The sequence below is a fragment of the Demequina oxidasica genome (assembly GCF_000975115.1).
GTDB lineage: Bacteria > Actinomycetota > Actinomycetes > Actinomycetales > Demequinaceae > Demequina > Demequina oxidasica.
In genome coordinates this window covers 277556-290820 of record NZ_BBRE01000002.1, presented here as the reverse complement: position 1 = coordinate 290820, position 13265 = coordinate 277556, and the positions used below count along the sequence as shown (strand labels likewise).

The following is a 13265-nucleotide window of genomic DNA, read 5'->3' as shown; positions in this document are numbered from 1 at the left end:
TTGCATTACGGTGTGAGTCGAGAGAAGGGTCTCTCGCCGTTGAATTCCTTCAGCGAGGTGGCCCTCCGTCAACTACAGCAAAAGGAAGACACCGATGTTGAAGACAAAGAAGTCCTTAGGCCTGGGTGCAGTACTCGTCACCGCGGGTCTGCTCATCACCGCATGCTCGAGCAGCACCGATGAAACCGTCACCAGCACCAGCCCCGAGCCCTCGTCGTCGGCCATGGAGAGTAACTCCCCGGCCGCAGGCGGCGCCGACCTGGTCGTGTGGGTTGACTCCGAGCGCGCTGACGCGCTTGCACAGCCTGCAGCAGACTACGAAGCCAAGACGGGAGTCCACGTTGAGATCGTGGGTCGCGACAATGGCACCCTCAAGGACGATTTCATCCAGCAGGCGAACTCGGGTTCCGGCCCGGACATCACCATGGGTGCACACGACTGGCTAGGTGAGCTCACCGCCAACGGTGTGGTCGCACCGCTCGAACTGGGCGACAAGGCTGGCGACTACCTTCCCGTCGCGCTCGACGCATCGACCTACGAGGGCACCGTATACGAACTCCCCTACGCGGTGGAGAACTTGGCCGTGCTTCGCAACGCCGACCTAGTTCCCGAGGCCGCTGGCGACTACGACGACATGATCGCCAAGGGTGAGGCAGCCGGTGCCGAGTACCCGTTCGTTGTTGAGCAGGGCGCGGAGGGCAACCCGTACCACTTGTACCCGTTCCAGACCTCGTTCGACGCTCCAGTGTTTGGGCGCGACGACGCAGGCAGCTACGACTCCACCCAGCTAAAGCTCGGTGACGGCGACAAGTTCGCCGAGTGGTTGGGCGAGCAGGGCCAGGAAGGCAACATGAGCACCGAGATCACCGGTGACATTGCCAAGGAGAAGTTCACGTCCGGGGACGCCGCTTTCTGGCTCACGGGTCCGTGGAACCTCACTGCGGCAACCGAGGCCGGCATCAACGTGGCTGTGGACGCGATTCCCGCGCCCGGACCGTCGGCCGCAGCACCGTTCGCTGGAGTCAAGGGCTTCTTCGTAAACGAGTATTCCGAGAACAAGGTCGCTGCTAACGACTTCCTGGTCAACTACATCGGCACCGAGGATGTACAGCTCGCTCTCTACGAGTCCGGCAAGATTCTGCCGGCACTCAAGGCTGCCGCTGACACCGCTGCCGCTGACCCGCTGGTGCGTGGATTCCTAGCAGCCGGAACCGACGCCGTCCCGATGCCTGCAATCCCCGCCATGGGTCAGGTCTGGCAGTACTGGGGCATCGCCGAGGCCGCAATCCTCGATGGCGCTGACCCGGACTCCACCTGGACCAAGTTGACGAGCGACGTCGAAGCAGCCATCGCGGGCTAGGTCCAGCATCAAATTGAGCCGGGGCGAACCCGCACGGGATTCGTCCCGGCTCGATGCTCCACAGCACGACTAACCTGAGCAGAACGGACAATCAGTTCAATGACGAACACCAGCGTCGAGACCCCTACGCCGCACAGCGCTCCTGAGAAACGACTCAAGTTCCAGTCGTTCCGGATTGGCCCTTTGGTCATCAAGATCGTCCTGCTCTCGACCTTCAACGCGATCATGGCATTCCTCATGTTCACGCTCGCGAGCCAGGGCAGTTGGGGCCTCGTCGTCGGAGCGGCTGCCCTGACGATCGCGGTCGACGTGATCTACCTCAACAAGCGCATGCTGCCCGCGAAGTACATCACCCCGGGCCTCGTTTTCTTACTGATCTTCCAGGTGTTCATCATTATTTACACCTTCTACATTGCCTTCACGAACTTCTCCACAGGACACATCCTGGACAAGGACGACGCCATCCAGTCGCTCCTGAGCCAGAACCAGGAGCGGGTCCCCGACTCGGCCTCCTACCCCCTGACCGTGGTTGACGGTCCCAACGGGCTTGGCTTCCTGGTGACTGACCCGGCTGGGGACGCCCTTGTGGGAGACGCGGAGACTCCCCTCGCACCGGTCGAGGCCACCTTCGAGGACGACAAGGCAGTGGCAACCGACGGCTACACGACACTCAAGTTTGCCGACGTCCTGCAAGTCCAGGACCAGGTCTTCAACCTCGTCGTGCCGGTCTCCGATGACGCTGCCGACGGCTCCATCCGAACTCTCGATGGCTCGAGCGGCTACCAATACGTGTCGAACTTGGTCTATGACGAGTCAACGGACACTCTCACCAACGGCACTACCGGCGAGGTCTACACCGACGAGGGTAATGGCGCGTTCGAATCCCCGGACGGCGCTCAGCTCCTGCCCGGCTGGACTATCAACATTGGCTTCGACAACTTTGAGCGAGCCTTCACCGACTCGTCCATTCGTGGCCCGCTTGTCAGTGTGATGATCTGGACGTTTGTATTCGCCTCCCTGTCTATGCTCTTTACCTTCGCTCTTGGCCTATTCATGGCGCTCATGTTCAACCACCCGCGCATGAGGGGCCTGAAGATTTACCGCATCATCATGGTGCTCCCCTACGCCTTCCCCGCCTTCTTGGGCGCGATGGTGTGGTCCGGGATGTACTCCACCAGCTTTGGCTTTATCAACAATGTGCTGCTGGGTGGAGCGGACATCCCCTGGCTCACCGATCCGACGCTGGCCAAGGTTGCGGTGCTGATCGTCAACCTCTGGTTGGGTTTCCCCTACATGTTCCTGGTGACACTGGGCGCACTCCAGTCAATTCCCGAGGAGATCCAAGAGGCGGCCAGAACCGATGGCGCCAGTCCTTGGCAGGTGTTCAGGCAGATCAAGCTCCCACTCCTACTCGTCAGCGTGGCCCCGGTGTTGATCGCGACGTTTGCCTTCAACTTCAACAACTTCAATGTGATCTACCTGGTCACCGGCGGAGGACCTCGAATAGCCGATGCTGACATACCCGTAGGTCACACGGACATCCTGATCTCGCTCGTGTACAAGGTCGCATTCACCGGCCAGCAACGAGATTACGGGCTCGCCAGCGCGTTCTCAATCATCATCTTTGTGGTGGTCGCGACCGTGTCCATCATTAGCTTCCGCAGGACCAAGACGCTGGAGGACATCCACTAATGAGCACCACGACCCAGGTCTCCAAGACCGCCACCAAGAGTCGTCGCCCCTTCCACCTCGGGCGCTGGTTCAGGGACACCGGCTGGCGCCACATCGTCGCTGTGGTCCTGTCACTTTTTGCTTTGTTTCCTCTCGCGTACATCGTCTCTACGTCGCTCAAGCCGTTCGGAACGCTAACTGGGTCCAACCAACTCTTCCAAGAGGCCAGTTTTGCGAGCTACACCCGCCTGCTGAGTTCCTCCCAGTACCCCTTCAAGGGCTGGTTCATCAACTCGCTCGTGGTGGGTCTTACCACCGCGGTGCTTGCCGTGTTCCTCGGAGCACTCGCGGCCTACGCCTTCTCTCGCATGCGCTTCAAGGGACGCCGCACCGGACTGCTGACCATCGTTTTGGTGCAGATGTTTCCCCAGCTGCTGGCCGTAGTCGCGATCTTCCTGCTACTGACCAAGATTGGCGACATCTTCCCCGCCATTGGGCTCAACACTCATGCCGGGCTGATCATGGTCTACCTGGGTGGCGCGTTAGGGGTCAACACCTACCTCATGTATGGGTTCTTCAACACGGTGCCTAAGGAGATTGACGAGGCCGCAAAGATTGACGGCGCGGGCCACGCTCGCGTCTTCTTCTCGATCATCCTGCGCCTCGTCGCGCCTATCCTCGCTGTGGTGGGACTGCTGTCATTTATTGCGTCCATGAACGATTACGTGATCGCGTCAGTCATCCTGGTGGACACCGACCAGCAGACCCTCGCCGTGGGTCTCTTCCGCATGGTCTCTAACCCCAACTACGCAGACTGGAGTCAATTTGCCGCAGGCGCCGTGATGGCAGCAATACCCGTGGTGATCCTGTTCCTATTCCTGCAGCGATACATCGTGTCGGGCCTGACGGCTGGAGCCGTCAAGTAGCATTCAGCAGTTACTCGGAGGTAGGCGGCTCACCATTCTTGGGGGCCGCCTTCTTCGTTGCAGGCTTGCGGACCGCCGGCTTCTTAGGCGAGGGCTTCTTAGCAGTGGACCCCTGAGTCGCCGAGGTGCTGGCGGATGCCTTTCTCACAGGCGTCGGCGCGGACTTCGCAGCGGGCGCCTTCTTGGCTGCTGGCTTCCTCGCTGGCGCCTTCCGTGCGGACGATGCCGTGGCGGGCTTGCGCTTTGCCGCCGGCTTTCTAGCTGGCTTGGCCGCCGAACTGACCGTCGCATCGTCCGCGCCAGGCGAGACACTATCGAATTCGGGATCGTCCGTGGGCTCGCCCACAGACGTGGCGGGAGCGTCATACTCCTCGAACTCAAAGTCGTCATCTTCGCGAGGGTGCGCGGCCGTCTCGTCTGGAGCGGGGACCGCAGTAGGAATCGACGTGGAGATACTTGAGGGAACGGACTTCTCCCCCTGTGGCGCGCCAGCGGGCGCTCCTACTGACACGGGAACTGCCACCACTTCCGCATTGGATGGCGAGGTAGCGCCGGTTTGGCCATTGACGAGCGGCTCCGCGTTCTTGGCACGACTCTCGTGGTACTTGGTGCGCAAGCCTGGCACGTAGTTCACGGCGAGTGCCGCGATGAGAGCCAAAACGAGTGCCGCGAAACCTAGTGTGATCAACACATCCGCGATGGGCGGGATCGCGGTGTCTGACAGTAGGTCGTTGACCACCACACCCAGGCCTCCTTCGGAGCCACCAGGCATAAGGTTCGCGATGGAGCTCGCGCCGATGGCACTGACCGTGTAGCCGATTGCCAGGACCAGGACCCCGGCGACTAGCATCGCGCGGGACAAGAACCACCGACGGCGCGGCGAGGCGAACACCCCTACGGCAATCAGGAGGAGCCCAATCCAGATGAACCAGGTGGCGGCCCACTTGAGCACGCCATACGAGGAGCGCACATCTTCAAAGGTGGCCGCGTCGACAACCTCGACGCTGACTGGGGGCACCGTCACGTCCGGGATGAAAGAGCCCACCAGTGGCACCTGGTCCAGGCGGTCGTTGATTCGGGGCGAAACATCGATATTGAGTTCGAGCGGACCATACGCACGGTCGGGATCAGTCAGTGCCGCGACCAGCCGCGTCTGCACCTGATCCGCACCAGCACGGGCGGCGTTGGTGACGAAGTCGGACGTGATTGCACTCTCGATCGCATCGTGAATCGCGCCAGAGGCAAGTCCCAACGCTAGGTTCACCAGTTGATTGTCGAACTGCTCCTCGACGGAGCTCACGATCTCCTCCTGGGCCTTGGTCGCCACCAGGTCTGCTACCGCTGGCGAGGACAACACCTTGTCAGTCAGATTCGCTGCGGCCTCACCGTTCTCCACCGCCTCCGCAGACTTGGAAGCGAATGCCCAAGTCACAATCAGCATCACTCCGAGGAGCACGAGGAACGCGGACACTATGGTGCGGAAAAGTTTCACGATCGGACTCCATGCGATGTTTGAGGGTGCTCTATGGACGCTAGGTTACGCCTGTTTGCGTCGCATACCAGCGGCAACGAGCGCGAAAATTGCAGATCCGCCCAGGGAAATGACGGCCCACCACAGCATGCGGGTAGCGATTGAAGGCGCGGACTCGGCGGTAAACGTCTGCACGACGATGCTCCCCACACTGCTTTCCTCGCCGCCGGGGAACCAGCCTGCGATGGTCTGCGGGGACGTGAACGTGAGCAGAGCCCACACTCCGAGCGACATGATCCCTACCGCCAGTAGCGTCTTAGGGATGAACCATCGCTTGCGAGCGGAGATCAGCATGCCGAGCACCATGAACGCAATGCCCGACCATAGGAACCACGTGGCGGCGAATTCCATGAACCCGTACGCCGAGCGAGCATCCTCAGTCACTTCCTCGCTGGCGACCTCGACCGGGATGGGATTGAGGGCGAGTTCTGGAATCAATGAACCGACCACGGGAACACCATCTAAGCGATCGTTGACCACTCCGGTCAAGTCCAACATGAGAATCATGGGACCCGGAGTTCGAGCATCGTCGGTGAGCGCATCCGTGAACTGCTCATGAGAGTCCGCAACCTGCCGCTCAACTTCGTTCGCGAACTCGTCGGATTGCACAAGCGCGGTCACCTGGTCGTGAACTAGACCGTCAAGACCGAGCGCCTCGACGTTGATGCTGTTCTCACCAATGGCCTTGACGGCCGCGTCGCCAAGCTCATCGCCGATGTCCCCCAACGCCGCCGGTGAGTCAAAGATTGCTGCCGTAATACTGACAGCAGCGCTGCCATCCTCGACCGCCTTCACGGCGACCTGGCTCACTGCCCACGTTGCCACCAGCAACGCTCCGAGGACGATACTGAGGGCGGAGAGGAGCGTCCGGACGATCATCGGTCGTCCTCGGTCCACCCAAAGAACACACGTTCGGTAACGAGCCGAGCCCTGCGCGACGCACGGGTGTATTGCTCGTCGAGTTCCGAGCCGGTCATTCTCACGTTCATGATATCTGCCAGCACCTTCATCTGACGCACATCGTTGGGGAGTACATCGGTCCGCTTACCGACGCCCCTCAACGCGAGTGCACCGCGTATGTCTGTCGCGAACTTCCACGCCTCGCCAAGCACCTCGGCATCGTTGACCTCGACAAGCCCCTCCGCGACCGCCGCGTTCAATGCCTCGAGGGTCACCGTGGTGCGCAGGGCGGGATGCTCGTGTGCGTGCTGGAGTTGTAGAAGCTGCACGCTCCACTCGACGTCCGAGAGGCCACCGGGACCAAGCTTCACGTGCCTGCGTGGGTCGACCCCTCGAGGGAGTCGCTCACTCTCCATTCGAGCCTTGAGCGAGCGCATTTGCTTGAGGGCCGATGCGGGAAGCTCGGGTGGGTAGCGAACGGGATCGATGGCCTTGACAAAGCGATCGCACAGTTCCTTGTCGCCCGCGCATGGTCGCGCACGCAACAGCGCCTGCGCCTCCCAAGGATCGGACCAGCGGCCGTAGTACTCTCGGCAGCTCTCCAGTGATCGAGCCAGAGGGCCGTTCTTCCCCTCGGGTCGCAGGTCGGCGTCAATCTCGAGTCCAGGCTGTGACCCCACCGTCTGCAGTAATCGACGTAGCTCGGTAGCGACCTGCTGAGCGAAAGACTGGGCGTCCTGCCCCTCGCCGTCGAATACGAATTGCACGTCGGCGTCGGAGTTGTAGCCCATCTCCTGTCCGCCGTAGCGCCCCATCGCGATCACCGCCATCGTGATGGGTGGGGCCTCTAGTCCCTTGGTCTTGGTGACGGTGTCCATCGCGATGCGCAGCGCACCGTCGATGAGTACGTCCGCAACCATCGTGACGGTCTTTGCGGCCTCGACCGAATCCAGCAATCCCAGAACGTCCGCGGCTGCGGTGCGGGCCAGTTCCCGTCGACGCATGCCGCGCAACGCGGTGATGCACTGTTCGGCGTCCGCGGAGCGCTTCAGGATCGCGTCGGCCTCGCCCCACAGTCGCGCAGGGTCCCGAGGTGCAAGGTCGTCGTCATTGTCGAGCCAGGTGATGTCCTGCGCTGAGATCAGCAGTGCCTTGGTGACATAGCCTGAGGTAGACAGCAGGCGCGCGAGACGCTCAGCCGCGGTGCGGGAGTCCCTCAACAACTTCAAGTACCACTGAGCGTTCTCCAGCTGCTCGGAGAGCTGGCGGAACGCGAGCAGTCCGGCGTCTGGATCCGCGCCTTGGGCGAACCACCCGATCATCGCCGGCAGCAGTTGACGCTGGATCGACGCCCGGCGGCTCACACCGTCGGTCAAGGCGGCGATGTGCCGCTGTGCGCCGGTGGCATCCCCAAAGCCCACCGCCGTCAGGCGCGCGCGAGCAGCATCGTCGTCGAGTGCCGCTTCATCGGCGCTGAGGCGAGCGACCACGGGAAGAATGGGACGATAGAACATCTCGAGGTGCATGGCTCGCACCTCGCGCCGGACGTCATGCCACACCTCCTCCATGTACTCGACGGTCGCGAAACCCGATGCTCGGGCGAGCACACGCTTGCCAGCATCGGTGGCTGGCATCAAGTGCGTGCGGCTCAACTTGCGCATCTGCAGACGGTGCTCCCACACCCGCAGTTGGCGGTATGAGCGCTCCATCGTCGCGGCTTGCACCCGCCCGACATAGCCTCTTGAGCGCAACGCGTGCAGGGCGCCGAGTGTGTTTCGCGAACGCAGCGACTCGTCGGATCGGCCGTGCACGAGCTGCAGGAGTTGAACGGTGAACTCAACATCCCGCAGACCACCTGGTCCGAGTTTGATCTGACGGTCGGCCTCCCCGCGGGCCACGTGCTCCTCGACGCGCCGGCGCATCGCCTGCGCGTTCTCGACAAAACCCTCTCGTTCGACCGCGCTCCAGATCAACGGAGCCAATTCGTCGACGTACCGCTCTCCGACGTCGATGTCGCCGGCGATGGGTCGGGCCTTGAGAAGTGCCTGGAACTCCCAGGTTTCCGCCCAACGCTCGTAGTACGCCCGATGCGACGCGACGTTGCGTACCAGCGCACCGTCGCCGCCTTCGGGGCGTAGATTCGCGTCGACTTCCCACAGCGCCGGCTCGATACCAGGGCTGTCGCAAGCCCGCGCTGCGTAGTTGGCTAACTTCCCCGCCACCTTGAGCGACTCCTCGTCCGAGTGACCCTCGGCGGGCTCCGCGACGTAAATGACATCCACGTCGGACACATAGTTCAACTCGCGCGCCCCGCACTTGCCCATCCCGATGATGCACAGTCGGGTCGCATCGTGAGTTGGATACTCGGCGCGCGCGAGCGCCAGTCCCGCGTCCAACGCCGCGCCCGCGAGGTCCGCGAGGACGCTCCCGACCTCGTGCATGATCGCGGTCGGCACCTTCGCAAAGAGGTCCTCGGCGGCCACCCGCATCAATACTCGGCGATACGCGACGCGCATCGCGGCTTGGCCCGCGGCGCCGGTGACGGTCGCGACGGGAACCTCGGCGTTCGGGTCGGCACCCACGCCGCGCAGCACGAGGCCACGCACGTCAATGTCCGCGAACTTCTCCCCCACTGGAAGGTTGCCGAAGTCGGCCACGAAGTCAGGGTGACGAACCAGGAAGTCACCGAGCGCAAGCGAGCCGCCTAGCAGCACCGACATCTTCGCGCCGCCCTCGGTCCCTCGCAATGCCACGAGGGCATCGAGGTTGCCGCTGTCGCGAGCGGACTCGGCGAGTCGCAGTAACTGCAGCACGCCAGCATCGGGATCCGCGAGGTAAGACAGTGCGTGTGCTGGATCCTCGAGATAAGTTCCCGTGATCGCGTTGATCTGCTCAATCTGAGACTCCACTCGAGCAGCATCGAGCACACCGGCGCGCCGCAACTGAGTGGCAAGCGAAACTTCTCTGGAACTCATTACTTCACCCTATGGTGGATGGCGAGCCCAGGATTAGAGAACGGGAAGGTACTGCTCGAGTTCGTACGGCGTCACCTGCGCGCGGTAGGCGTCCCACTCGGCTCGCTTGTTGCGCAGCACAAAGTCGAACACGCGCTCGCCCAGGGTCTCGGCGACCAGTTCGGAACGCTCCATGATGTCGACGGCGTCCGACAGCGACGCTGGCAATGGCTCGTAGCCCATGGCGCGACGCTCAGAATTGGATAGCTCCCAGACGTCGTCCTCGGCACCGTCCGGCAGTACGAGGCCGTCTTCGATGCCCTTCAGCCCGGCAGCAAGCATGACAGCGAAGCTCAGGTATGGGTTGGCCGCGGAGTCCATCGCGCGGTACTCGACGCGGGTGGACTGGCCCTTGCCCGGCTTGTGAGTGGGAATGCGGACCAGCGCGCTGCGGTTGTTCGAGCCCCAGCACACGTAGGACGGCGCCTCGGCACCACCCCAAAGGCGCTTGTAGGAGTTCACGTACTGGTTGGTGATCGCGGTGATCTCCGGCGCGTGCTTAAGGATTCCCGCCATGAACTGGCGTGCCACTGGCGACAACTGGTGGGGCGCGCCAGCCTCGAAGAAGGCGTTCCTGTCACCCTCGAACAGGCTCATGTGGGTGTGCATGCCAGAACCGGGGCCGGTGGCCAAGGGCTTGGGCATGAACGAGGCGAACAGGCCCTGCTCAAGGGCCACCTCCTTGATGACCATGCGGAACGTCATGATGTTGTCCGCCATCTGTAGCGCGTCCGCGTAGCGCAGGTCGATCTCGTTCTGGCCGGGACCCGCCTCATGGTGGCTGAACTCGACGGAGATGCCCATGTTCTCGAGCATCGTGATCGCGGTGCGGCGGAACTCGTGAGCGGTGCCGCGCGGCACGTTGTCGAAGTAGCCGGCCTGGTCGATGGGCTTGGGCAGCTTGCCCTCCTCCAGCGGCTTGAAGAGGTAGAACTCAATCTCTGGGTGCGTGTAGAAGCTGAAGCCCAGCTTGGACGCCTTGTCGAGAGTACGCTTGAGCACCTGGCGCGGGTCGGACAGCGCGGGCTCGCCATCGGGCGTGTAGATGTCGCAGAACATGCGGGCGGCACCCTGACGCTCGCCACGCCACGGCAAAATCTGAAAAGTCGAGGGGTCCGGCTTGGCGAGCATGTCCGCCTCGTAGACGCGGGTCAGTCCCTCGACGGCGCTGCCGTCAAAGCCAATGCCCTCGTCGAACGCGTTCTCGAGCTCCGCCGGGGCGATCGCCACGGACTTGAGAATCCCCAGCACATCGGTGAACCACAAGCGGATGAATCGAATGTCCCGTTCTTCGACGCTGCGAAGCACGTACTCCTGCTGCTTATCCATGCCCCCATCTTGCCGTACTCACGTGTCGTTTGTGTAACGTGACCAGGGACGCGCCGACGGATAGGCTGACGACATGTCTGACTTGAGAATTGCCATGGCGCAGATCAACACTTGTGTTGGCGACATCGCTGGTAACCGCGCACTTATCCTCGACCGATGCCGCGCAGCACACGCACTCGGCGCCCACATGGTGGCATTCCCTGAGATGACCACCACCGGTTACCCCATCGAGGACCTCGCTCTGCGTGAAAGCTTCCAGCGTGCGGCCGAACGCTCCGTGACCGAGATCGCCCAGACGCTGAAGGCCGAGGGCCTGGGCAGCCTCACGGTGCTGCTCGGCACGCTTGGAGTGAGCGCCAAGGGGCTCCCCTTCAACCAGGCGGTCGTCATCCAACACGGCTCGGTCTCCGCGCGCTACAACAAGCACCACCTGCCCAACTACGGCGTGTTCGACGAGCGCCGCATCTTCGCCTCTGGCGAGGACCGGTGCGTGGTCGAGGTCAACGGCATGCGCGTGGGGCTCGTGATTTGCGAGGACATCTGGCAGGACGGCGGACCGGTGTCTCAGATGGACGATGCCGACGTTCAGCTCCTCGTGGTACTCAACGGCTCACCATTTGAGGAGGGCAAGGGACACATTCGCACCGAGCTTGCGCAACGCCGGGCCGCGGAAGTTGCCGCACCGGTGGCATACGTCAACATGTGGGGCGGCCAAGATGACCTGGTGTTCGACGGCCAGAGCTTCATCGTCGGCGCCGACGGCCGCCTGCTCGCGGCCGCACCGGCTTTCACCGACGCGCTCATCGTCTGGGACGTGCCGCGGGACGACGAGACTCCCCCGGCCTCCGAGGTCACCGCTCCTCTCAGTGACGACGCCAAGACCTACTGGGCGTGCGTGACTGGCCTGCGCGACTACGTACTCAAGAACGGCATGTCCAGGGTGGTGCTCGGGCTTTCCGGTGGCATTGACTCTGCACTGGTCGCGGCAATTGCCGCCGATGCCCTGGGCGGCGAGAACGTCATCGGCGTCTCCATGCCGTCCAAGTTCTCTTCCGACCACTCCAAGTCTGATGCCCAGGTGCTCGCCGAGAACCTCGGCGCCGACTACCGCGTGCAGCCCATCGAGCCGATGGTCGCGGTGTTCGAATCCGAGCTCGGGCTGACAGGGGTGGCTGCGGAGAACGTTCAGGCGCGCGTGCGCGGCATGATCCTGATGGGCATTTCCAACTCCGAGGGCGTGTTTGCGCTCGCCACTGGTAACAAGAGCGAGCTCGCGGTTGGCTACTCGACCGTCTACGGCGATGCGGTCGGGGCGTTCGCTCCCATCAAGGACCTCGATAAGACTCGCGTATGGGACCTGTCCCGCTGGCGTAACGCCGATGCCATCTCTCGCGGGGAGACTCCCCCGATTCCCGAAAACTCCATCACTAAACCACCTAGCGCCGAGTTGCGTCCCGGGCAGGTCGACCAGGATTCTTTGCCGCCATACGAGCTGCTCGACGAGGTGCTCGACGCTTACGTCGAGCACGCCGAAGGGCGCGCCGAGCTCCTCGCTCGCGGCTACGACGAGTACGTGGTGGACAAGGTGCTGTCGCTCGTCGACCTCGCGGAGTGGAAGCGCCGCCAGTACCCGCCGGGCCCAAAGGTCACCGCGCTGGCCTTTGGCCGCGACCGCAGACTGCCAATCACCAGCCGCTGGCGTGAGAAGGTTGAATCATGAGCGATCGCAAGAAGGTTCGAATTCACCACTTTGGCGAGATGAAGGCACGCGGCGAAAAGATCGCGATGCTGACGGCCTATGACACCCCCACCGCGAGGCTTTTCGACGCGGGGGGCGCGGACATCCTGCTCGTGGGCGACTCGCTAGGCGACAACATCCTGGGCTACGAGTCCACCGTGCCCCTCACGGTCGACGAGATGATTCCGTTCGTGCGCGCGGTCTCGCGCGGCAGCGAACACGCGTTCGTGGTGGCCGACCTGCCGTTCGGCTCGTACGAAGTCTCGCCCGAGCAGGCGGTCGAGTCCTCGATCCGCATGATGAAACTGGGAAGTCCAAACGCCGTCAAGTTCGAGGGTGGGCGCCGCATCGCGCGCCAGGTCAAGGCCGTCACCGATGCAGGCATCCCGTTCATGGGCCACTTGGGCTTCACGCCGCAGTCAGAGAACGCCCTGGGCGGTCGCCGCATCCAAGGACGCGGCGACGGCGCCTATGACGACATGCTCGCCGACGCCGTGGCACTCCAAGAAGCCGGCGCGTTCGCGGTCGTGCTCGAGATGGTGGTCGCACCAGTCGCCCAGGAGATTTCCGCCGCGCTGGACATCCCCACCATTGGCATCGGCGCCGGGCCAAATACGGACGGCCAGGTACTGGTGTGGCTCGACATGGCCGGCGTGGGCGACTGGCACCCCTCGTTCTCCAAGACGTTCGGCGAGGTCGGCGCGCTCATGACGCACGCCGCCAGTTCCTACGTCGCCGAGGTCAAGGGCGGGACCTTCCCCGCCGCCGAGCACACGTTCGACGAGTAGCCCGCCCC

9 protein-coding genes are annotated in these 13265 nt (G+C 63.1%); 5 read left to right on the top strand and 4 right to left on the bottom strand.

What is annotated here, in order from left to right:
* Positions 1 to 94: 94 nt before the first annotated feature.
* The 3 genes from AOP77_RS08390 (at position 95) to AOP77_RS08380 (ending at position 3957) form a co-directional block, all read left to right on the top strand.
* Complete coding sequence (locus AOP77_RS08390) at positions 95 to 1360, top strand: sugar ABC transporter substrate-binding protein (RefSeq protein WP_062212250.1); 1266 nt, start codon at positions 95 to 97, stop codon at positions 1358 to 1360.
* Positions 1361 to 1459: 99 nt separating this feature from the next.
* Positions 1460 to 3052, top strand: a complete 1593-nt coding sequence (locus AOP77_RS08385) for an ABC transporter permease subunit (RefSeq protein ID WP_062212247.1) — start codon at positions 1460 to 1462, stop codon at positions 3050 to 3052.
* On the top strand, positions 3052 to 3957 hold the full coding sequence (locus AOP77_RS08380; RefSeq protein ID WP_062212242.1) for a sugar ABC transporter permease: 906 nt from the start codon (positions 3052 to 3054) through the stop codon (positions 3955 to 3957). Before AOP77_RS08385 ends, AOP77_RS08380 begins: the two co-directional genes overlap by 1 nt.
* Positions 3958 to 3967: 10 nt before the next feature.
* On the opposite strand, the gene AOP77_RS08375 is transcribed toward AOP77_RS08380, so the two are convergent.
* The 4 genes from AOP77_RS08375 to AOP77_RS08360 are packed head-to-tail and all read right to left on the bottom strand — an operon-like array spanning position 3968 to position 10731.
* On the bottom strand, positions 3968 to 5449 hold the full coding sequence (locus AOP77_RS08375) for a hypothetical protein (protein ID WP_062212239.1): 1482 nt from the start codon (positions 5447 to 5449) through the stop codon (positions 3968 to 3970).
* Positions 5450 to 5494: 45 nt separating this feature from the next.
* A complete protein-coding gene (locus tag AOP77_RS08370) occupies positions 5495 to 6367 on the bottom strand; it encodes a hypothetical protein (RefSeq protein WP_062212236.1) in 873 nt (290 codons plus the stop codon).
* On the bottom strand, positions 6364 to 9363 hold the full coding sequence (locus AOP77_RS08365; protein WP_062212233.1) for a bifunctional [glutamine synthetase] adenylyltransferase/[glutamine synthetase]-adenylyl-L-tyrosine phosphorylase: 3000 nt from the start codon (positions 9361 to 9363) through the stop codon (positions 6364 to 6366). The genes AOP77_RS08370 and AOP77_RS08365 overlap by 4 nt, the downstream gene beginning before the upstream one ends.
* A gap of 33 nt (positions 9364 to 9396) precedes the next feature.
* Positions 9397 to 10731, bottom strand: a complete 1335-nt coding sequence (locus AOP77_RS08360) for a glutamine synthetase family protein (protein ID WP_062212229.1) — start codon at positions 10729 to 10731, stop codon at positions 9397 to 9399.
* 73 nt (positions 10732 to 10804) lie between these two features.
* Between AOP77_RS08360 and AOP77_RS08355 the strand changes: the two genes are divergently transcribed.
* Complete coding sequence (locus AOP77_RS08355; protein WP_062212225.1) at positions 10805 to 12451, top strand: NAD+ synthase; 1647 nt, start codon at positions 10805 to 10807, stop codon at positions 12449 to 12451.
* Positions 12448 to 13257, top strand: coding sequence for a 3-methyl-2-oxobutanoate hydroxymethyltransferase (panB, locus tag AOP77_RS08350; protein WP_062212222.1), 810 nt, complete (start codon positions 12448 to 12450; stop codon positions 13255 to 13257). The genes AOP77_RS08355 and panB overlap by 4 nt, the downstream gene beginning before the upstream one ends.
* The last annotated feature ends 8 nt before the right edge of the window (positions 13258 to 13265 follow it).

Excerpts from the sequence above, each read along its gene's own strand:
- AOP77_RS08360 (WP_062212229.1), bottom strand. The coding sequence starts at position 10,731 with ATGGATAAGCAGCAGGAGTACGTGCTTCGCAGCGTCGAAGAACGGGAC.
- AOP77_RS08355 (WP_062212225.1), top strand. The coding sequence starts at position 10,805 with ATGTCTGACTTGAGAATTGCCATGGCGCAGATCAACACTTGTGTTGGC.
- AOP77_RS08385 (WP_062212247.1), top strand. The coding sequence starts at position 1,460 with ATGACGAACACCAGCGTCGAGACCCCTACGCCGCACAGCGCTCCTGAG.
- AOP77_RS08380 (WP_062212242.1), top strand. The coding sequence starts at position 3,052 with ATGAGCACCACGACCCAGGTCTCCAAGACCGCCACCAAGAGTCGTCGC.
- AOP77_RS08370 (WP_062212236.1), bottom strand. The coding sequence starts at position 6,367 with ATGATCGTCCGGACGCTCCTCTCCGCCCTCAGTATCGTCCTCGGAGCG.
- AOP77_RS08365 (WP_062212233.1), bottom strand. The coding sequence starts at position 9,363 with ATGAGTTCCAGAGAAGTTTCGCTTGCCACTCAGTTGCGGCGCGCCGGT.
- panB (WP_062212222.1), top strand. The coding sequence starts at position 12,448 with ATGAGCGATCGCAAGAAGGTTCGAATTCACCACTTTGGCGAGATGAAG.
- AOP77_RS08390 (WP_062212250.1), top strand. The coding sequence starts at position 95 with ATGTTGAAGACAAAGAAGTCCTTAGGCCTGGGTGCAGTACTCGTCACC.